The 18,803-nt window shown below is 65.3% G+C and carries 18 protein-coding genes; 14 read left to right on the top strand and 4 right to left on the bottom strand.

The genetic code is table 11. The features are described 5' to 3' along the window. The first annotated feature begins 34 nt into the window (after positions 1-34). From SPH52_RS16395 to SPH52_RS16405, 3 genes are read left to right on the top strand one after another with little or no spacing between them, the layout of a single operon-like run. A complete protein-coding gene (locus tag SPH52_RS16395) occupies positions 35-1,183 on the top strand; it encodes an ABC transporter ATP-binding protein (protein ID WP_411796118.1) in 1,149 nt (382 codons plus the stop codon). Next, the gene (locus tag SPH52_RS16400) at positions 1,176-2,063 is read left to right on the top strand and encodes an ABC transporter permease (RefSeq protein ID WP_411796119.1); all 888 of its coding nucleotides are present in this window, start codon (positions 1,176-1,178) and stop codon (positions 2,061-2,063) included. The genes SPH52_RS16395 and SPH52_RS16400 overlap by 8 nt, the downstream gene beginning before the upstream one ends. Next, positions 2,060-2,866, top strand: a complete 807-nt coding sequence (locus tag SPH52_RS16405; RefSeq protein ID WP_411796120.1) for an ABC transporter permease — start codon at positions 2,060-2,062, stop codon at positions 2,864-2,866. Before SPH52_RS16400 ends, SPH52_RS16405 begins: the two co-directional genes overlap by 4 nt. On the opposite strand, the gene SPH52_RS16410 is transcribed toward SPH52_RS16405, so the two are convergent. From SPH52_RS16410 to SPH52_RS16420, 3 genes are read right to left on the bottom strand one after another with little or no spacing between them, the layout of a single operon-like run. Further along, a complete protein-coding gene (locus SPH52_RS16410; RefSeq protein WP_411796121.1) occupies positions 2,863-4,227 on the bottom strand; it encodes a sensor histidine kinase in 1,365 nt (454 codons plus the stop codon). The two genes, SPH52_RS16405 and SPH52_RS16410, sit on opposite strands and share 4 nt — an antisense overlap. Further along, positions 4,224-4,895, bottom strand: coding sequence for a response regulator transcription factor (locus SPH52_RS16415; RefSeq protein WP_411796122.1), 672 nt, complete (start codon positions 4,893-4,895; stop codon positions 4,224-4,226). Before SPH52_RS16415 ends, SPH52_RS16410 begins: the two co-directional genes overlap by 4 nt. Further along, positions 4,892-5,281, bottom strand: a complete 390-nt coding sequence (locus tag SPH52_RS16420) for a PepSY domain-containing protein (protein WP_411796123.1) — start codon at positions 5,279-5,281, stop codon at positions 4,892-4,894. Before SPH52_RS16420 ends, SPH52_RS16415 begins: the two co-directional genes overlap by 4 nt. Positions 5,282-5,418: 137 nt before the next feature. On the opposite strand from SPH52_RS16420, the gene SPH52_RS16425 reads away from it, so the two are divergent. Next, complete coding sequence (locus tag SPH52_RS16425) at positions 5,419-5,892, top strand: PepSY domain-containing protein (RefSeq protein ID WP_411796124.1); 474 nt, start codon at positions 5,419-5,421, stop codon at positions 5,890-5,892. Positions 5,893-5,991: 99 nt separating this feature from the next. Here SPH52_RS16425 and SPH52_RS16430 read toward each other — a convergent pair whose 3' ends face one another. Next, positions 5,992-6,897 (bottom strand): LysR family transcriptional regulator, encoded by a 906-nt coding sequence (locus SPH52_RS16430; protein WP_411796125.1) that lies wholly within the window; start codon positions 6,895-6,897, stop codon positions 5,992-5,994. Positions 6,898-7,060: 163 nt separating this feature from the next. Here SPH52_RS16430 and SPH52_RS16435 point away from each other — a divergent pair, with 163 nt between their 5' ends. The 10 genes from SPH52_RS16435 (at position 7,061) to SPH52_RS16480 (ending at position 18,772) form a co-directional block, all read left to right on the top strand. Beyond that, positions 7,061-8,713 (top strand): GMC family oxidoreductase, encoded by a 1,653-nt coding sequence (locus tag SPH52_RS16435; protein WP_411796126.1) that lies wholly within the window; start codon positions 7,061-7,063, stop codon positions 8,711-8,713. 200 nt (positions 8,714-8,913) lie between these two features. Beyond that, positions 8,914-9,120 carry a cold-shock protein gene (locus tag SPH52_RS16440; RefSeq protein WP_010629501.1) on the top strand — a complete coding sequence of 69 codons (207 nt, stop codon included), beginning with the start codon at positions 8,914-8,916 and terminating at the stop codon, positions 9,118-9,120. A 203-nt stretch (positions 9,121-9,323) separates the two neighbouring features. Next, complete coding sequence (locus SPH52_RS16445; protein ID WP_411796127.1) at positions 9,324-11,093, top strand: SLC13 family permease; 1,770 nt, start codon at positions 9,324-9,326, stop codon at positions 11,091-11,093. Positions 11,094-11,309: 216 nt separating this feature from the next. Further along, the gene (locus SPH52_RS16450; protein WP_411796128.1) at positions 11,310-11,975 is read left to right on the top strand and encodes an alpha/beta hydrolase; all 666 of its coding nucleotides are present in this window, start codon (positions 11,310-11,312) and stop codon (positions 11,973-11,975) included. A gap of 5 nt (positions 11,976-11,980) precedes the next feature. Further along, a complete protein-coding gene (locus SPH52_RS16455) occupies positions 11,981-12,913 on the top strand; it encodes a prenyltransferase (RefSeq protein ID WP_411796129.1) in 933 nt (310 codons plus the stop codon). A 159-nt stretch (positions 12,914-13,072) separates the two neighbouring features. Beyond that, entirely contained in the window at positions 13,073-13,297 is a 225-nt protein-coding gene (locus SPH52_RS16460; RefSeq protein ID WP_411796130.1) for a hypothetical protein, read from the top strand. 9 nt (positions 13,298-13,306) lie between these two features. Continuing rightward, positions 13,307-13,987 (top strand): hypothetical protein, encoded by a 681-nt coding sequence (locus SPH52_RS16465; protein WP_411796131.1) that lies wholly within the window; start codon positions 13,307-13,309, stop codon positions 13,985-13,987. Continuing rightward, a complete protein-coding gene (locus tag SPH52_RS16470; RefSeq protein WP_411796132.1) occupies positions 13,984-15,477 on the top strand; it encodes a complex I subunit 5 family protein in 1,494 nt (497 codons plus the stop codon). The genes SPH52_RS16465 and SPH52_RS16470 overlap by 4 nt, the downstream gene beginning before the upstream one ends. Continuing rightward, entirely contained in the window at positions 15,474-16,979 is a 1,506-nt protein-coding gene (locus SPH52_RS16475) for a complex I subunit 5 family protein (protein WP_411796133.1), read from the top strand. The genes SPH52_RS16470 and SPH52_RS16475 overlap by 4 nt, the downstream gene beginning before the upstream one ends. Further along, on the top strand, positions 16,976-18,772 hold the full coding sequence (locus SPH52_RS16480) for a complex I subunit 5 family protein (protein WP_411796134.1): 1,797 nt from the start codon (positions 16,976-16,978) through the stop codon (positions 18,770-18,772). The genes SPH52_RS16475 and SPH52_RS16480 overlap by 4 nt, the downstream gene beginning before the upstream one ends. Positions 18,773-18,803 lie beyond the last annotated feature (31 nt).

Raw genomic sequence — 18,803 nt, forward strand, 5'->3', positions numbered from 1 at the left:
CGTGCCCGGCCTTTTTTCGAATGCTGAGGTTTGAATGGACGGTAGCGTCAGACTGGACGAGGTGGTGATGCGCTTCGGCGACTTCACCGCCATCGAGAAGACTTCGCTTGCAATAGGCTCGGGCGAATTCTTCAGCTTTCTCGGCCCCTCGGGCTGCGGCAAGACCACCCTGCTCAACATCATTAGCGGCTTTCTGGTCCCGAGCGAAGGGCAGGTGTATATCGGCGGCGAACCCATGGCCGGGGTACCGGTGAATCGCCGGCCCACGGCGATGATCTTTCAGAACCTGGCGCTGTTTCCGCTGATGACCGTATTCGAGAACATCGAGTTCGGCCTCGAGGTGCGTGGCGTCGACAAGCGCAAGCGGCGCGAGGTTTCCGAGCGCTTGCTGGCGCTGGTGGCGCTGGAGGGCAGCGGGCCGAAGATGGTGACCGAACTCTCGGGCGGGCAGAAACAGCGCGTGGCGATCGCCCGAGCGCTGGCGGTGGAGCCACGGGTGCTGCTACTCGACGAACCGCTCTCGGCGCTGGACCTGAAGCTGCGCCAGCACATGCGCACCGAACTCAAGGCGATCCAGCGCAAGACCGGTATCACCTTCATCTATATCACCCATGACCAGGGCGAGGCGCTGAACATGTCCGACCGGGTGGCGGTGATGTCGGCCGGGCGTATTCAGCAGGTCGCCGACCCTATGACGCTCTACCGCGAGCCGGCGACCGGCTTCGTCGCTGCCTTCGTCGGCGAGAACAACCGCATCCAGGCACGCGTGATCGACCGCGAAGGCGAGCGGGTACGCCTCGATGGAGGTCTCCTGGGCGAACTGGCTGGTCGTACGAGCAGCGAGACACGTCTGGCCAACGGTGAAGCGGCGGCACTGTTCGTGCGCCCCGAGCACCTGCGGCCAGTGGCTGAAGATGCGCCGGGCCCGAAATTCGCGACTGATATCGAGGCGGTGCACTTCGAGGGCGCCTGGGTGATGCTCGAGACGCGCCTGGTCGCCTCGGGCGAGAAGCTGCGCGTACAGCTCGGCCACGAAGTGTCGCGCAGCCAGGCCGATGCGCTCGCCGTGGGCCAGTGCATGACCTTCGGCTTCGATCCGGCGGACGCCGTGGTGCTGCCCGACGACGGCAGCCCAGTACTCGATGACGAAACCGGCGAGGTGGTGGAGAGTGCCCATGTTTAGGCAGCTCCGAGCGCGCTTCGGTGGGCCGCTGGCGATGGCCATCGTCACCCTGCTGGGGATCTGGTTGATCGTGATGGTCACTCTGCCGCAGCTGCAGATGATCGAATATTCGCTGCGGCCCAACCTGCTGCCGGCCCAGTTGGGCGGGCCCGACGACCGGCTCACGCTGGCCAACTACGCCACCCTGTTCAACAACGACATTCACCGCACCATCTTCTTCAAGACCATCTGGTCGAGCGTGCTGGTCACGCTGCTGACGCTTGCGGTGAGCTACCCGCTGGCCTGGTACCTGGCCAAGGTGGCCACCCCGCGCCAGGCGGCGCTGTGCATCCTGCTGCTGATCGTACCGTTCTGGATCAACGAGATACTGCGCACCTACTCCTGGTTCATCATCCTGGCGTTTCGCGGTCCGCTCAACGAGGTGCTGATGATGCTGGGGTTGATCGAGCGGCCCATCCGCTTTCTCAGCGGCAACGGCGGGGTCATGGTGGGCATGGTCTACGCCTACATCCTGTTCATGGTGTTCCCGGTCTATAACGCCATCGAGAGCCTCGACGACAATCAGGTGCGGGCGGCGCGCGACCTGGGGGCAGGCACCGTACGTACCCACCGGCGCATCGTCATTCCCCACGCCAAGCCGGGCATTGCCACCGGCTGCATCATGACCTTCATGCTGGCGGCGGGCAGCTACGCGGTGCCGGCGCTGCTCGGCTCGCCGGGCAGCCGCTGGTTTACCCAGATCATTTACAACTGGTTCTTCGAGGGCGGCAACTGGAACCAGGGCGCGGCCTACGCCTTCCTGCTGCTGGTGCTGTGCATTGGCTTCATGTCGCTGGTAATGAAAATCTTCAAGGTGGGCCTGGGGGACATTGGTAGATGAGTTCGCAACGCTTCCTTGCCTTCGGCCTGCGCTTCTACGTGGTGGTCTTCTTCGCCTACCTATTCCTGCCGCTGATCATCATGGCGGCGGCTACCTTCAACGACAGTCGCTTCCCGACGGTAACGCCGTGGGACGGCACCACCCTGCGCTGGTTCGGTGAGCTCGCCGCCGACCGTGGCATGTGGCATGCGCTGGGCAACAGCCTGATCGTGGCCACCGGCGTGCTGATTGTGGCGGTACCCATTGGCATCGCCACGGCGCTGTTCCTCAACACGGTGTCGAGCCGAGCCAAGCCGTTCCTCTATGCCCTGATCCTCTCGCCGCTGCTCACGCCTGGGGTCATCATCGGAATCTCGACGTTGATCTTCTGGCGCCAGTTCGGCATCAGCGGCGGTATCTTCCTCACTGTGCTGGGACAGGCCACCTTCATCGCCGCCTACGTGATGCTGATGGTCACTGCGCGCCTGCAGCGCTTCGACCGCACCATGGAGCGTGCGGCGCTGGACCTCGGCGCCAGCCAGTGGCAGATGTTCCGGCGCATCCTGCTGCCGTACCTCAAGCCGGCGCTCTACTCGGCGGCTGTGATCGCCTTTTTGCAGTCGTTCGAGAACTACAACACCACCCTGTTCGTGGTGGGCTACGACACCACGCTGACGGTCTACATCGCTTCCAAGGTGCGCACCGGGCTCACGCCCGCAGTGAACGCCCTGGGGCTGATTTTGATCCTGATCACCGTGGTGTTTGCCGCCGTCTACGAACTCAAGCGCAGGCGTGAGGCAGTGCGCCTGGTGAAGGGCGTCTAGTTCGTTGCCGCCGGCGCTTCGGCGAGAGGCCGGGCCGGCAGCCAGACTCGGGCAGACAGGCCGCCCAGGGGCGAGGTATCCAGGGCCAGTCGGCCGCCATGCAGTGTAACCAGATCGGCGACGATGGCCAGCCCCAAGCCGCTGCCGGAGCGCTGCTCGTCCAGGCGGGCGCCGCGGCCCATGGCGGCTTGTCGCTGGGCCTCGTTCATGCCGGGGCCGTCATCTTCCACGCAGAGCCAGAGCCCTTCGCTCTCTTCCTGGCCGCACAGTCGAACCCGGCCGTTCGCCCAGCGCAGGGCATTGTCCAACAGGTTGCCGACGAGTTCCTGCAGGTCCTGGGGCGCCATTCGTACGCGTAGGTCATCGCTCAGGTCGTGTTCGAGGTTCACACCGCGGCGCATGGCGAGCCGCTTGAGCCCGTCGAGGATCGGCGCAAGTACTTCTGCGACGGCGACTCGGGGCGCCAGGCCGATGTCGCCGGCTGTAGTGGCGCGGGCCAGATGGTGGCGTACGGCGGCGTCGATACGAGAGAGCTCGTCGCGAATGCGTGTGCGGCGTGGCTCTTCGATACCATCGGCCAGGGTGGTCAGTACACTTACCGGCGTCTTCAGCGCATGGGCCAGGTTGCCTGCGGCGTGGCGGGCATGCTCCATCAGGCGCCGATCGCGTGCCAGTACGCCATTCATGGCGCCGGCCAGGCGAGCCAGCTCGGTGGGCAGGCGAGTGTCGAGCCTCTCGGCATCGCCATTCTCCACGCGTGCCAGGTCGACCTGCATGCGCCGTAGCGGTGCCAGCCCCCAACGAACCTGCAATGCGAGGGCGGCCAGTACCAGCAGGCCGAGGCCGGCAAGCGACAGCACCACCAGTCGGGTGAAGCGGTCCAGTTCGAGCTCCAGCGATTGGCGTGGTGCCGCCACGCTGATGTGTAGCGGAGTCTCGAGCGGAGCCAGGTGGATGTCGCGTTCGACGGCTCGCAGCGGCATATCGCGTGGTCCCACGAGATCGTGTCGAATCACTTCGGAGGTATCCTCGACCGGCAGGCGTTGATCCCATAGCGAACGCGAAGTCAGCGCCCGCTCGGCGCCGTCGCTGACCTGCCAATACCAGCCGGAAAAAATCTGCTCGAAGCGCGGGTCGCCAAGGTCTCGCTCCTGAACCAGGCGTTGCTGTACGTCATCCCAGGCCAGGCCGGCGATGACCACGTTGAGCAGTGCCTCCAACTGGCGATCGAAGGAGTTAGTGGCGTTGGTGCGGAAGTGCTGAGCGAGGCCGAGACCGGCCAGCGGCAAGGCAAATACCAGCACCACTAGCGTGGCCAGAATCAGGCGGCTGCCCAGTGACAATCGCCGAAACCGGCTCATGAGGCCTCGGCGCTGTCGATGAGCCGGTAGCCCTGGCCGCGGCGGGTCTCGATGCACTCTGCCCCGAGCTTGCGTCGCAGGCGGCTGATCTGTACGTCGATGACATTGGAGTCAGGCTCGTGGTCGCGGTCGTAGACGTGCTCGGCCAGCTCGCTGCGGCTGACGACTCGTGGTGCAGCGTGGGCCAGGTAGGCGAGCAGGCGAGACTCCTGGGCCGTCAGGCTCACCGGGCGGCCGGCCAGGGTGACGCTGCCGGTGTGGGTATCGAACGCTAGGTCGCCGATGCGCAGCACCGGATGGGCGTGCCCGTGGCTGCGGCGCACCAGGGCGCGCAGGCGGAACAACACTTCGGCGGTCTCGAACGGCTTGGTGACGTAGTCGTCGGCGCCGGCGGAGAAACCGGCGGCCTTGTCGGCCCAGCGGGTGCGCGCGGTCAGGACCAGTACCGGCAGGTCGATGGCATCCTCTCGCCACTGGGCAAGCCAGCGGCTACCGTCGCCGTCGGGCAGCCCCAGATCGAGGATCACGGCATCGTAGGCTTCGGTGCGCACCAGGAAATCGGCCTCAGCGCCACTGTCGGTCCGCTCGACCAGCACCCCCGCCTCTTGGAGCGCCTCCGCCAGTGCCACGGCCAGTGCATCGTCGTCCTCCACCAGCAACGCCTTCATTGCGCCTCCTTGTTGCGCCGCATGCCGTCGATGTTGACCCCCTCCATGCCGATCAGCTCGCCGCTCTCGGCGTCGAACTCGAACTCCACCACCTGACCCTGCGGGCCGAGCATCTCTATCTCGTAGATCAGCCGGCCGTCGTCACGTTCGAGCTCCACTTCGAGCACCCGTCCCTCGTAGCGAGCTTCCAGCCAGTCGAGGATCTCGGGCAGTGCGACCAGGCGTCCGCTACGCACCGCGTCATGGAGGTCGCGCCAGTGGTCGTCGGCCAGGACATGGATCGCCATCAGGCCGAGGAGCGCCGACAGCAACAGGATGGGCAGCGCTCGACGGTCGGTTGCCGCGCGCCAGCGGGGAGGCAGTGATCGAAGGAAGCGTGTCGTCATGTCGTCAAGGATGCCGGGCCTGACATGAACACAGCATGAACGTCGCCGTCAGCTTCGGGCAAGGTGGCCACTGGTAAAACTTGCCCTGTTCCCGGAACGGGACGTCAAGAACGTGACCATGAAAGGAGGCACTATCCATGAAACGCAAGATGATCCTGATCGGCTCCCTGGCTACCCTGATGCTGGCTGGCACTGCGGCGCAGGCCAGCGATGACCGCCTGGCAGCGGATCGCATCGATGAAGTACTGGAGCAGGGCGCCGCCTTCGGTTTCCAGCACTATCAGGAGATCGAGGCCAAGCACCAGGGCAGCGTCGAGATCGAAGGCTGGCTCGATGATGAGTGGCAGGCCGACGTGCGCCTGTCGCTGGAAAACGGCGAATCCCTGGAAGAGCAGCGCAACCGTCGTGAGGGCGGCGCCTGGGGCATGAGCGAGGATGACGTCCGCATGGCCATGGAGGCGGCGGTGGCGGAAGGCCTGGCCGAATTCGAGGAGATTCAGGTCGACCGCGATGGTCGTATCGAGATCGAGGGTCGCGATGCCGATGGCCGCGAGATCGAGGTGCGCAGCCAGCAGGGCGAGAGCGGTGTGGTCGATGTCGAGCGCGACTGATCCTGTTCACTAGGAAGTCGTCCCGGCGGCGCTCCCGCTAACGGAAGCATACAAGCGTAACGACCAGAGCCCGTCGCGTATTCCGCGGCGGGCTCTTGCTCAGGGCAGGCTGCCCCATACGCTCTCCAGCACTTCCAGCACCGCGGCGATGGCGGGCTCCTCGCTGCGTTCGTGCTGCCATACGAAGCACAGCGAGCAGGGCAGGCGCACGCCCTCGACCACCACCAGGCCGCGCTCCTGGCGCTCGGCCATGGCCAGGGCGTCACGGGCGAGGCTGAGCCCCACTCCGGCGCGAACCAGATCGAGCATGCAGGCTTCCTGATCCACCTGGGCCACGCCCTTGGGGGTTACTCCCAGTGGGTCGAGCACACCGTGCAACAGCCGATGATGTGCCGAAAGCGCCGGGGTGACGATCCACGGCAGAGCGGCCAGGTTCGCCCAGTCGCCGTTGGCCACCCGGCTGCCCCAGCCGGGTGGAGCCACGACGTGATAGTGGAAGTGGGTCAGCTCACGATGAGCGATTCCCACCGCTTCCGGCCCCGGCCCTTCGCCGGGCGGGGCAAGGAAGAAGCCCACGTCGAGTTCGCCGCGGCGTATCCACTCCAGCACGCTTCCGCTCATGCCGTGTTGCAGCTCGGTCTCGAGCATGGGCGCGCGCTCCACCAGACGATGCAGGAAGGCGCCCAGGCGGATGAACTCGGGGTCGACGATGGTGCCGATTCGAAGTCTGCCGCGTAGCGTGCTGTGCAGGGCGCGGGCGCTCTGCTCGAAGGCGGCCATGGCGGTCAGTGCGCGCTCGGCCGCAGGCAGCAGGGCATGGCCGTCGGGCGTCAATGCCAGGCCCTGGGGGCGACGGCGGAACAGCATCAGGCCCAGCTCCTCCTGGAAATGCTTGAGCTTGAGACTGACGGCGGGCTGGGTCAGGTGCAGCCGCTCGGCGGCCCGGGAGACGCTGCCTTCACGCGCCACGGTAACGAAGGCGCGCAGGGCGGGGAGATCGTGCATGGTGCGAGTCGCTTTGGGATATAAAGATAGCTTATATCTGGCTTTGGGATTTCTCAATTGATCCTGAGAACTGGCGCGGTAGGCTGAATTCTGCGGCACGCTATAACAACGACGCAATGGCCCGGGCCGGCTTGCCGATCGGAGCCATCAGAGAGAAGACGCCATGGCAGAGCAGGAATTCGACTATATCGTGGTGGGGGCCGGCACCGCCGGCTGCCTGCTGGCCAACCGCCTCAGCGCCGATCCGGCCAACCGGGTGCTGCTGATCGAGGCGGGTGGGCGCGACAACTACCACTGGGTTCACATCCCGGTGGGCTACCTCTACTGCATCAACAACCCGCGTACCGACTGGTGCTTTCGCACCGAACCCGATCCCGGTCTCAACGGGCGCTCGCTGATCTATCCCCGCGGCAAGACACTGGGCGGCTGCTCCAGCATCAACGGCATGATCTACATGCGTGGCCAGGCTCGTGACTACGACGGCTGGGCCGAGGCGGTGGGCGACGATGCCTGGCGCTGGGAGAACTGCTTGCCCGACTTCATCAAGCATGAAGATCACTATCGCCTGGATGCAGGCGGTAACGCCGACGCTGCCCACCGCGACTACCACGGCCACGGCGGCGAGTGGCGGGTGGAGAAGCAGCGGCTCAAGTGGGAAGTGCTCGATGACTTCGCCGAGGCGGCGGTACAGGCAGGCATACCGCGTACCCGGGACTTCAACCGCGGCGACAACGAAGGCGTCGATTACTTCGAGGTCAACCAGCGCGACGGCTGGCGCTGGAACGCGGCCAAGGCCTTCCTGCGCCCGGCATGCGCGAAGCGCAGCAACTTCACCCTGTGGCACTCCTCCCAGGTGCACCGGCTACTGTTCGAGAACGAAGAGGGCGGGCGGCCTCGTGCCACCGGCGTCGAGCTCGAGCGCGACGGTGCCATCGTCCGGGTGAAGGCCACCCGGGAAGTGATCCTCGCCGCGGGTGCCATCGGCTCGCCGCAGTTGCTGCAGCTTTCCGGCATCGGCCCGGCGGGGCTGCTTGCCGAGCATGGCATTCCGCTGGTGCACGAATTGCCCGGCGTGGGCGAGAACCTGCAGGATCATCTGCAGATCCGCTCGGTCTATCGCGTCTCGGGAAGCAAAACGCTCAACACCCTGGCGGCCTCCTGGCTGGGCAAGGCGAAGATCGGCATGGAATACCTGCTGCGCCGCACCGGCCCCATGAGCATGGCACCGTCGCAGCTAGGGGCCTTCACTCGCAGCAGCGACGAGTACCGCTATCCCAACCTCGAATACCACGTGCAGCCGCTGAGCCTGGAGGCCTTCGGCCAGCCACTGCACGACTTCCCGGCGATCACCGCCAGCGTGTGCAATCTCAACCCGACCAGCCGCGGCAGCGTGCGCATCAAGAGCCGCGACCCGCGCCAGGCGCCGGCCATCGCGCCCAACTACCTGAATACCGAGGAGGACCGCAAGGTGGCGGCGGATTCGCTGCGGGTCACGCGGCGCATCGCCGAGCAGCCGGCCTTCGCCAAGTACCATCCCGAGGAGGTCAAGCCCGGGGTGCAGTACCAGAGCGACGAGGACCTGGCCAGGCTGGCCGGCGATATAGGCACGACCATTTTCCATCCTGTGGGTACGGCGAAGATGGGTCACGTCGACGACCCCACCGCGGTGGTGGACTCACGCCTGCGGGTGCACGGCGTGGCGGGGCTGCGTGTCGTGGATGCCAGCATCATGCCCACCATCACCAGCGGCAACACCAATTCGCCGACACTGATGATCGCTGAAAAGGCGGCTGGCTGGATTCTCGAGTCGTGGTAACATTAACGTCATCCACACAAAATAGTATTTGACGTGGATGCATGAAGAGCGCAAGATGCGTGCAGTTGGTTGGCAAGTCGAACATCGCAAGTGGTCATCGTAACGCTCCGGCGTCGATTTCCCGGTGAAAAGTTTCTTGTTTTGCCCACTGCAACTCGGGTATTTCCCGGAAAATCAATGCTGTTAGAGGAATTGCGATAATGGCTACCGGTACTGTCAAGTGGTTCAATGACACCAAGGGCTTCGGCTTCATCTCTCCGGACGACAACGGCGACGACCTGTTCGCTCACTTCTCCGAGATCCAAGCTGACGGCTTCAAGACTCTGCAAGACGGCCAGAAGGTTTCCTTCGACGTCACCCAGGGCAAGAAAGGCCTCCAGGCTTCCAACATCAAGGTCATCGGCTAAGCTTCGGCTTACCATGAACTGATGTGCCACTCAGGTGGCAGAGAGGGCCCGCGAAAGCGGGCCTTTTTCGTTTGCGTAGCAGGCGTTACTCTTCTGCGTTCTTATTCTTTTTGAGTATTTAAGAATTTCTAAAAATAACTTTTTAGAATAAGTGGCGGCAAGGCACAATAGCGGCACGTTCTCTCGTGCACGGACCTACTATCATGCCGCTGGATGCCTGGATCGCTTCTGCCGTCGTCCTCGCCGTTTTCCCGCTGATGGCCTTTTCCCGGCTCGGCCCTGACATCGTCCTGTTGGGGGCGGTCATCCTGCTGTTGACGCTTGGCGTGATCGACCCCGCCCAAGCCCTGGGAGGCTTCTCCAGCACCGGCCTTTTCACTGTGGCTTTCATGTACGTGCTGGTGGCGAGCATTCGCGAGACCGGTGGCATCGACCTGATAATTCGCTACGTACTGGGGCAGCCGCGAGGCGAGAGCGGCGCCCTGACGCGGCTGGTCGTGCCTGTGGCCGCCCTCAGTGCCTTTCTCAACAATACTCCGGTGGTCGCCACCTACATACCGGCAGTGCTGAGCTGGTCCCGGCGCTTGCAAATGCCGGCCAATCGGCTGCTGATGCCGCTCAGCTTCGCTTCGATACTCGGCGGCACCATTACGCTGTTCGGCACCAGTACCAACCTGGTGGTGCACGGCTTGCTGGTGGAGCGTTACCCGGCGCTGGCGATGGGGCTGTTCGATCTCGCCTGGGTGGGGCTGCCGGTGGCCGTGATCGGCGTGCTCTACCTGATTCTGGTGGCGCCGCGCCTGCTGCCGGCACGTCGTGGGACGGCGGCGGCATTCGACAATCCGCGCGAATACACCATCGAGATGGAAGTGGCGCCCACCGGGCCGCTCGTCGATCGGACCGTGGAAGAGGCCGGCTTGCGTCACCTGCGCGAGCTGTTCCTGGTGGAGATTGAGCGCGAAGGCAACGTGGTCAGCGTGGTGGGGCCGGGAGAGCGGCTCAAGGGAGGCGATCGGCTGGTATTCGCCGGCACCTCCGACGGGGCAGTGGAGCTGCAGCAGATTCGCGGTTTGGTGCCATCGCGCCACGGTGAGTCGAGCCTGGAGAAGGACTTCAAGGAGCGCCGCCTGGTGGAGGCAGTGGTCTCCGACCAGTGCCAGTTCGTCGGCAAGCGCATTCGCGACGGCCATTTCCGTACCCTGTATGGCGCCGCCGTGCTGGCGGTGTGCCGCGGCGGCGAGCGGGTGGCCGGCAACCTGGGGCAGGTACGCCTGCAGCCCGCCGACGTGCTGCTGTTGGAGGCACGCCCTCCGTTCATCGAGCGTCATCGTCAATCACGTGACTTCCTGTTGATCAGCCAGGTGAACGGAGCGGCACGGCCCAATCACGAGAAGGCCTGGTTGGCCTGGAGCATCCTGGCGGGCGTCGTGGCGCTGGCTTCCTTTGGCGTGATGAGCATGATGAATGCCGCCATGTTGGGGGCGGTGATGGTGCTGGCCACCGGCTGCTGCTCGGTGGGCGCGGCCAAGCGCGGCCTCGACACCCAGGTTTTGCTGACCATCGCCGCCTCCTTTGGCCTGGGGGCTGCCCTGGAAACCTCGGGTGCGGCAGCAACCCTGGCTGGCTTTGCGCTGGGCCTGGCCGACGGCAACCCCATGCTGCTGTTGATCGGCACCTACCTGCTGGTGGCGCTGCTTACCGAGCTGGTCACCAACAACGCCGCGGCGGTGATTACCTTCCCGGTGGTCATGGCCAGCGCCGAGAGCCTCGGCGTGAATCCCATGCCGTTCGTGGTGGCGGTGATGTTCGCCGCCTCGGCGAGTTTCCTCACGCCCATCGGCTACCAGACCAATCTCATGGTGCATGGACCCGGCGGTTATCGCTTCTCCGATTTCCTGCGCGTGGGCGGGCTGATCAACGTGCTGACGGCAATCGTCGCGCTGACGCTGATTCCGCTGGTGTGGCCGTTCTGAGCGAGACTTTTGCACCGTTCGAAGCGCAGGGGATAGGTTGTAGAGGAGGTCCTTTGCCATGGATGGCAAAGGTAGCGCCCAGGGATGGGTTTACAGCGCCTCCTCGGAAGCCTATCCCCTGCGCTTCCTCTGGCGAAGCCATCGTGATGCACTCGCCGCGAACATGGGTTTGCGGTAGGGTGTCGGCTTTGCAGATTGCAACGAAGGAAGCCAGCCATGAGCCATCCCGGTGAACTGATCATCGAGCCCAAGAGCGGCCGACAGGCCGATGCCTGCGTCTTCATCCTGCACGGCCTGGGTGCCGACGGCCATGACTTCGAACCACTGGTGCCCGCGCTGCCCTTGAAGGCGGGGCTCGAGGTGCGCTTCATCTTGCCCCATGCGTCGCGCCTGCCGGTCACCATCAATGGCGGCATGGTGATGCCGGCATGGTACGACATCTACGAAATGAGCCTCGACCGTCGCGTCGACACGGCACAGCTGGTGGCCTCCGCGGAGCGCATCCAGGAGCTGGTGCAGGAGCAGATCGACCACGGCATCGACAGTCGGCGCATCATTCTCGCCGGCTTCTCCCAGGGTGGCGCCGTGGCTTATCAGGCCGCACTCTCATTCGCTGCCCCGCTGGGCGGACTACTGGCCATGTCGACCTACTTCGCCACGGCCGAGACCATTGCGCTTGCCGAAGCCAACCGCGCACTGCCGATCGAGATCCACCACGGCTCCTTCGACCCGGTGGTACCCGAGGCGCTGGGCAAGGCCGCTCATCAGCGGCTGCAAGGGCTCGGCTATCCGGTTCACTACCAGAGTTACCCCATGGCCCATGCCGTATGTCCCCAGCAGGTGGGTGACATCGCTACCTGGTTGAATGACCGACTGAGTTGAGGCACATGAGCGCAGCTGTCGGTACCGCAACCCGGCTACGTACCTGCTTTCGCAGCAGTAGGCCGAACTTCCTGGTGCTGGCACCGCTGTGCGCCGGGCTGGCGATCACCGCGGCCCGGGCCGGTGGCTACTCGGTTGCCATGCTCGATGCACTGCTGGTGCTCCTCGGTGCGCTGCTGGCACATGCCGCGGTCAATCTGTTCAACGAGCATCACGACTTTCGCTCCGGCCTTGACGAGCTGACCGAGCGCACGCCGTTTTCCGGCGGTAGCGGCGCCTTGCCCGAGCGTCCCGAAGCCATCCAGGACGTGCTGGCCGCAGCGCTGGCGTGCCTGGCGGGCGTCGTGCTGATCGGCGTTTGGTTCCTGTGGCGGGCGGGGCCGGTGATGCTCGTCTATGGCCTGGTGGGCCTCGGCCTGGTGCTGGCCTATACCGCCTGGCTGACTCGCCGCCCTTGGCTCTGCCTGCTCGCACCCGGGGCAGGCTTCGGCCTGTTGATGGTGCTGGGCGCCCACCAGGCATTGACCGGCACGCTTTCGGCTACGGTGGTGGCCGCCGCGCTGATTCCCACACTCATGGTCAGTGCCTTGCTGCTGATCAACCAGATACCCGATATCGATGCCGACCGGCGGGTGGGGCGCGACCACCTGGCGATCCGCCTGGGGCCGCATCAGGCTGCCCGGCTGGTAGCGGTGCTGCTGGCGGTGGCCTTTGCCGTGGTGCCTGTGGCTTGGCTGGGAGGGGCCCTGCCGGCCGAGGCCTGGCTGATGTGGCTGGCAGTGCCTGCGTTGGCATGGCTGATTCGCGGTCTCTGGCGACTGCCGCCGGAGGTGGATCGGGGCGAGCTTACGCTCCTGCTGCCGCTGATGGGGCTCAACGTTGCGGTACTGCTGGCGAGCTTGACCCTGCTCAACGTCGGGCTCTTTCTGGCCATCTGACTCGGCGACAGGTGTGGCTAAGTGGCAGACGCGCTCGGACTCTGACAGGCTTAGGGTATGTATACCTGCCTGGTTCGGCACTCTGGGGTTGAGTCAGGCAGGATCCATCCCAAGGTATTCAAGTGATACCTGGCAAGTCAGCACAAGGAGACTGTGATGATGTCCGATACTTCCGAGGATCTTCGCCTGCCGGTGGCCTGCCCTTCGTGTGGCAGTCATCTCTACCGTGTCAATCAGGTGCGCAACCCCACCGATGAGGTTCACTGCGCTTCCTGCAAGCACTATCTGTGCGACTATCACGAAGCCGTCGACATGCTCGAGAAAGGCACCGGCGATGAAGCCGAGGCCTTGATCGAGAAGGTGGTGAACCGGCGGCATCACTGAGCGTCGGCCATGCCGCCACTCCTGGAAGCGCTGCTTGCACTGGCCATGGTGGCATTGGCCACATTGGCACTGCTAGATCGCCAACTGGTGCGTGCCTGTACATGGTTCGTGCTCTTTGCGTTGGTGGTGGCGCTGGCCTGGGCCCGGCTGGGGCTGATGTGGCTGGCGCTGCTCGAGGCCGTGCTGGGCGCCACCTTTACTGGCGCCTTCCTGTTTCATGCCTTGGGTGTAACGCGCTACTTCAGATACCTCCGTAGACACCCCCTCGGCTGCCTGATCCACCGACATGACCCCGAGCTGCTGATCCGGCGACTTGCCTTGGTGAGCCTGCTACCGGCGCTGGCGGTTCTCGCCATGCTTGGCGTGGCGCTCGTTGCCCAAGGGGCGAGTCCTTTGGGATCGCTGCGGCCCGCCGGCCTTGGCCTGCTAGGCTTGGGGCTGTGGGCCTTTGCCCTGCATCGCCACCTGCTACGGCGGCTGCTGGCCTTCAACATCATCGGCACGGGCATTTTCCTGGTTCTCATGTCATTGGTGGGGGAGAACGCCATGACGGCTGCCCATGGGCTGGTCATTACCGGGCTGCTGGTAGCGCTGCTGGGAACGGTTCTTGGGGCGCTGCTGATCCGACGGCTCGAGCGCCTGGAACAAGCGGGCGAGATGAGGTCAGCGAAGGGTAATGGCGCGTCATGATCGAGCGCCTCGGCCTGACCAGCGACTTGTCCGGTGAGCCTAGCGGTCTGCTCGCGCTCTGTGCCGTGCTCGGCCTGCCGCTGTTGCTCGGGCTGCTGGGCGGGGCAGTGCGGCCTGTGCGCGGCTGGCCCATAGCCGTGGCGGGGCTGCTGCTGCTGTTGGCCTTGGGCTGGCTGGCTCAGGTGGTGGGGAGCGGGGTGGGGCAGGCGTGGACGCTCGACATTGGCCTGCTTGCCCTGCACTGGCGCGTCAATGGCCTGGCCCTCACGCTGCTGTTTCTCACCCACCTGATCGTGCTGGCCAGCGCCCTCTACGCGCCGACCTACCTGCGCGACGTGGTAAAGGCCACCCGTCGCAGCCAGGCTTGGTTTTGGCCGTTGCTGGGCGTATTGACGTCGAGCCTGTCGCTGATCTGGGTGGCCGCGGACCTGCTGCTGCTCTACATCGGCCTGGAGTTGATGGGGCTGACGGCAGTGGGGCTGCTGTTGCTGCCAGGCAAGGTCGATGCCCTAGTAGCAGGGATGCGCTACCTGCTGCTGGCGCTGGTGGGCTCGCTGGCCTTTCTGTTGGGTGTCTCGCTGTTGCTGGGCGCCTGGGGCCGGCTGGACCTGGCGGGGCTGGCTCAAGTGGCCGAGACTGGCGCCTTGCTGTGGATAGCCATGGCGCTGCTCAGCGCGGGCTTGCTGCTCAAGGCAGCTGCCTTTCCCCTGCACGCCTGGCTGGCACCGGTGCACGCTTCGGCCTGGATTCCCATCAGTGCGCTGCATGCAGGCCTGGTAATCAAGGCCTCCTTCTTCATTGCCTTGCAGCTGTGGCTGGTGCTGGTGCCGGCCGCATCGACGGCGGCGGCCTTGATTGGCGTAATGGCTGGCGGTGCAGTGATCTGGGGCGGCGTGAAGGCCTGGCGCGCGGTTAGGCTCAAGGATGTGGTGGCCTGGTCCACCGTTTCGCAACTGGGCTACCTGCTGTTGGCCTTCCCGCTGCTGGTGGGCACCGACCCGGCCGTGGCCGCGCTCGCCTGGGAAGGCACCTGGCTGCAGTTGGCCGCCCATGCCTTGGCCAAGGCCGCCATGTTCATGGCCGCCGGGAACCTGATCCTGGCCACCGGCGAGTCTCGGGTAGAGGGGCTTGCCGGTGCCAGCCGCCGCTTCCCGCTGGCGCTGCTCAGCTTTGGCATCGCTTCGATCAGCTTGATCGGCTTGCCGCCAAGCATGGGCTTTACCGCCAAGTGGCTGCTGCTGCATGCCGCCCTGACTGGCAATCATTGGACCTGGATGGCGGTGCTCGCCATCGGCACGCTGCTCAGCGCTGCCTACGTATTCCGTGTGTTTCGCTTCTCCTTTGCCGAAGACGCTCCTACCCTCGACTATCGCCCGGTTCCCTGGGGCATGGATACGATCGCCCTGTTGCTGGCACTCTCAGCGCTGCTGCTGGGCCTGGTGGCGGAGTGGCCCCTGGCGCTGCTGCGCGGGCCGGGAGGTGAGCCATGAGCCAGGCCTGGCTGCCGGTCGTCACCCTTGCCACTTCGCTGCTGGTGGCGCCGCTCATCTTCGCCCTGCCGGAGCGTGCCGGGCGGGCGCGGGCGATAGTCAATATCTCGGCTGCCGTGCTCAAGCTGCTGCTGGTGGCGCTGATGGTCGTGGGATTCTATCAGGGGCGCGATTTCTCCTTCGGCTTCACCGTGGTGACGGGCGTCAGCTTTCTGCTCCAGGTCGATGCCCTGGGGCTGATGTTCGCCGGGCTCTCGTCGGTGCTGTGGCTGGCCACCACGGTCTATGCCATCGGCTATCTGGAGGACTCACCCAACCGCAAGCGCTTCTTCGGCTTCTTCAGCCTCTGTGTGGCCAGTACCATCGGTATCGCCCTGGCTGGCAACTTGTTCACCTTCCTGCTGTTCTACGAGCTGCTCACCCTTTCCACCTACCCGCTGGTGGTGCATCGTGGCCACGACAAGGCGCTCGCAGCGGGCACGATCTATCTGCGCTATACGCTGACCGGCGGTTTGGTCCTGCTGCTCGGCGTGGTGGCGCTGCATGTACTGGTGGGCGATGTCGCCTTCGGCCAGCGTGAGGTGCTGGCCGACCTGGGGCCGCAGGCGCATCCCATGCTGGCGGCGCTGTTCGTGGTGCTGCTGGTGGGGCTCGGGGTCAAGGCAGCGCTGGTGCCGCTGCATGGCTGGTTGCCGCGGGCCATGGTGGCACCGGCACCGGTCAGCGCCCTGCTGCATGCGGTAGCGGTGGTCAAGGCGGGAGCCTTCGGCATCGTGCGCCTGGTCTACGACGTCTACGGCATCTCCCTCACCCATGAGCTGGGAATGCTATCGCTGCTTACCGGTATCGCCGTGGTTACCATCCTGTTCGGCTCGATGCGTGCCTTGTCGCAGCAGGAACTCAAGCCGCGGCTGGCCTACTCCACGGTCAGCCAGGTCTCCTATATCGTGCTCGGCATCAGCCTGTTCGGGCCCTTCGGCACCATCGCCGGCCTGGCGCACCTGATGCACCAGGGCTTGATGAAGGTGACCCTGTTCTACTGTGCCGGCAACTATGCCGAGGAGCTTGGCATCCACCGTATCGACGAGCTCGATGGCGCCGGGCGACGCATGCCATTGACCAGCCTGGCGTTCACCATCGGGGCGCTGGGAATGATCGGCCTGCCGCCGGTGGCCGGCTTCATCAGCAAGTGGTACCTGGGCCTGGGCGCGGTGCAGGCCGGCATGCCGTGGGTGATCGCAGTGCTGGTCACCAGCAGCCTGCTCAACGCCGCTTATTTCCTGCCTATCCTGCATCGGCTTTGGTTCCGCCAAGGTCCAGCACATGGCCGCGGCACATGGCCGGAAGAGCGCAACCTCGGCCGCTTCGAGACAAGCGCCTGGCTGCTGCTGCCCACAGCCGCCACGGCGATGTTCAGCTTGCTCGTGGGCCTACTGGCGGGCGTTCCCTTCAGCCCGCTGGATCTGGCGACCTTCATGGCGACTGAGGAGTACGCGCCATGAGCCTGTTGCTGCCCCTGGCACTGCTGTGGCCGTGGCTGATCATGCTGCGCAATGGTATGTGGCTGGCCATGGAGCAGGGCCGCCTGCGCCGTACCCGCTCACGCCCGGAGCTCATCGATGGCTGGTGGATTTCGGCGCCGTTGCCGGCGCTGCTCCTGGCGCTGTGGCCCGGCGAGCTGACGCTTGTGATGGATGGGTGGCTACTGGGCGGCCTGTGGCAGCTCGACGGGTCGCGCCGGCCGTGGCTGATGTTCAGCGCCTTGCTGTGGTTCCTGGCCGGCTACTATGCGCGCGGCTACCTGGCCGACGAGCAGCGCTGTGCCGAAGCTGGCGATACGAACGCTTTCCGTCGCCTGCTGGGCTTCACGCTGCTGTGGCCGCTGACGCTCATCGGCAACCTGCTGCTGATCATCGCCGAGGACATTCCCAGCTTCTATCTGGGTTTTGCCACCATGACCCTGGCCGCCTATGGCCTGGTGGTGCACGCCGGCCATCGCGATGCGCGGCTCGGTGGGCTTGCCTACCTGGTCATGGCGTTCCTCGGCGAGGCGCTGATCCTGGGTGGCTTGCTGTGGTCGGCGGGAAGTGCGGGTGTGGTGACCTTGACGGAGCTGCGTGCAGCCATCACCGAAGCCGAGCAGGGGCTGTGGATGGCGACGCTGCTGTGGCTGGGGTTCGGCGTCAAGGCGGGTGTGGTCGGGCTGCACGTGTGGCTGCCGCTGGCGCATCCGGTGGCGCCCACGCCGGCCAGCGCCGTGCTCAGTGGAGTGATGGTCAAAGCTGGCATGCTGGGCTGGTTGAGCACGCTGCCGTTGGGAAATCCCGAAGCGGGGCTGGTTCCCCTGGGGCAAGTCATCACGCTGATGGGGCTCATTGGCGCCTTCTCGGCGGCCTTGCTGGGCGTGGCCCAGCGCCACCCCAAGGCGGTGCTGGCCTATTCCAGCGTCAGTCAGTTGGGCATGCTCGCCAGTCTGGTAGGCATCGGGCTCTCTGCGCCGGCGCTGTGGCCGGCACTGCTGGCACCGGTGGTACTGTTTGCCGGACACCATGGCCTGACCAAGGGAGCGCTGTTCTTGGGCGTAGGAATCAGCGAGCATCCGCCACGCCTGCCTGCCTGGCTCATCTGGCTGATGCTGGCGCTACCGGCGTTCTCGCTGAGCGGTGCATTTGCCTCCGGGCTGGTTGCCAAGGGCTTCATGAAGGAAGCGCTCTATCAGGGCGGCCACTCGGCGCTGGTCACCTGGCTCAGCCTGGCGGCGGTAGGCAGTACCCTGTTGATGGCTCGGGCGCTGTGGCGCCAGTGGCGTGAGCGCGGTGCGCACTCGATTTCCTGGCGTTCACCCATGTCGCTGGCTTGGCTGTTTACGGTGCTGGCGTCGGCCAGTGTGCCGCTATGGCTGCCCATCGGTGAAGCCGGAGTACCTTGGCCACCCCTGAAGGAACTGCCTGGGCTACTGTGGCCGGTGGCCTTGGGGTTGGCTCTGGCTGGCTTGGTACTGATCGCGGCGAGGGCTGGGGTGGGGGAGTGGCGCATCACGGCTCGCCTGCGTCCGGGCGACCTGTGGTGGGGCTACGCGGCATTGGCTCGCCGCGCCGCAGTGAAGGTCGGCAAGCTGGGTGCCCAACTGGAAGTCCGCGGGCAGCGAATCCGAGCGCGCCTGACGGAAAAGGAGCGGCGCACGATTGCCTGGCTCGATGATCTGGCCCGATACGAACGTGGCTTCGCCCATCTTACCGTGCCGCTGATGGTGGGGATAGCAGTGCTGCTGGTGCTGGGGTTCTGGCTGGGCTAGCCCAGGCCTGGGGGAGTCCAGGCCTGGGCAT

Origin of the sequence: Halomonas sp. A29 (genome assembly GCF_046723295.1) — a bacterium.
GTDB lineage: Bacteria > Pseudomonadota > Gammaproteobacteria > Pseudomonadales > Halomonadaceae > Halomonas.

Excerpts from the sequence above, each read along its gene's own strand:
- SPH52_RS16395 (WP_411796118.1), top strand. The coding sequence starts at position 35 with ATGGACGGTAGCGTCAGACTGGACGAGGTGGTGATGCGCTTCGGCGAC.
- SPH52_RS16400 (WP_411796119.1), top strand. The coding sequence starts at position 1,176 with ATGTTTAGGCAGCTCCGAGCGCGCTTCGGTGGGCCGCTGGCGATGGCC.
- SPH52_RS16405 (WP_411796120.1), top strand. The coding sequence starts at position 2,060 with ATGAGTTCGCAACGCTTCCTTGCCTTCGGCCTGCGCTTCTACGTGGTG.
- SPH52_RS16410 (WP_411796121.1), bottom strand. The coding sequence starts at position 4,227 with ATGAGCCGGTTTCGGCGATTGTCACTGGGCAGCCGCCTGATTCTGGCC.
- SPH52_RS16415 (WP_411796122.1), bottom strand. The coding sequence starts at position 4,895 with ATGAAGGCGTTGCTGGTGGAGGACGACGATGCACTGGCCGTGGCACTG.
- SPH52_RS16420 (WP_411796123.1), bottom strand. The coding sequence starts at position 5,281 with ATGACGACACGCTTCCTTCGATCACTGCCTCCCCGCTGGCGCGCGGCA.
- SPH52_RS16425 (WP_411796124.1), top strand. The coding sequence starts at position 5,419 with ATGAAACGCAAGATGATCCTGATCGGCTCCCTGGCTACCCTGATGCTG.
- SPH52_RS16430 (WP_411796125.1), bottom strand. The coding sequence starts at position 6,897 with ATGCACGATCTCCCCGCCCTGCGCGCCTTCGTTACCGTGGCGCGTGAA.
- SPH52_RS16435 (WP_411796126.1), top strand. The coding sequence starts at position 7,061 with ATGGCAGAGCAGGAATTCGACTATATCGTGGTGGGGGCCGGCACCGCC.
- SPH52_RS16440 (WP_010629501.1), top strand. The coding sequence starts at position 8,914 with ATGGCTACCGGTACTGTCAAGTGGTTCAATGACACCAAGGGCTTCGGC.
- SPH52_RS16445 (WP_411796127.1), top strand. The coding sequence starts at position 9,324 with ATGCCGCTGGATGCCTGGATCGCTTCTGCCGTCGTCCTCGCCGTTTTC.
- SPH52_RS16450 (WP_411796128.1), top strand. The coding sequence starts at position 11,310 with ATGAGCCATCCCGGTGAACTGATCATCGAGCCCAAGAGCGGCCGACAG.
- SPH52_RS16455 (WP_411796129.1), top strand. The coding sequence starts at position 11,981 with ATGAGCGCAGCTGTCGGTACCGCAACCCGGCTACGTACCTGCTTTCGC.
- SPH52_RS16460 (WP_411796130.1), top strand. The coding sequence starts at position 13,073 with ATGTCCGATACTTCCGAGGATCTTCGCCTGCCGGTGGCCTGCCCTTCG.
- SPH52_RS16465 (WP_411796131.1), top strand. The coding sequence starts at position 13,307 with ATGCCGCCACTCCTGGAAGCGCTGCTTGCACTGGCCATGGTGGCATTG.
- SPH52_RS16470 (WP_411796132.1), top strand. The coding sequence starts at position 13,984 with ATGATCGAGCGCCTCGGCCTGACCAGCGACTTGTCCGGTGAGCCTAGC.
- SPH52_RS16475 (WP_411796133.1), top strand. The coding sequence starts at position 15,474 with ATGAGCCAGGCCTGGCTGCCGGTCGTCACCCTTGCCACTTCGCTGCTG.
- SPH52_RS16480 (WP_411796134.1), top strand. The coding sequence starts at position 16,976 with ATGAGCCTGTTGCTGCCCCTGGCACTGCTGTGGCCGTGGCTGATCATG.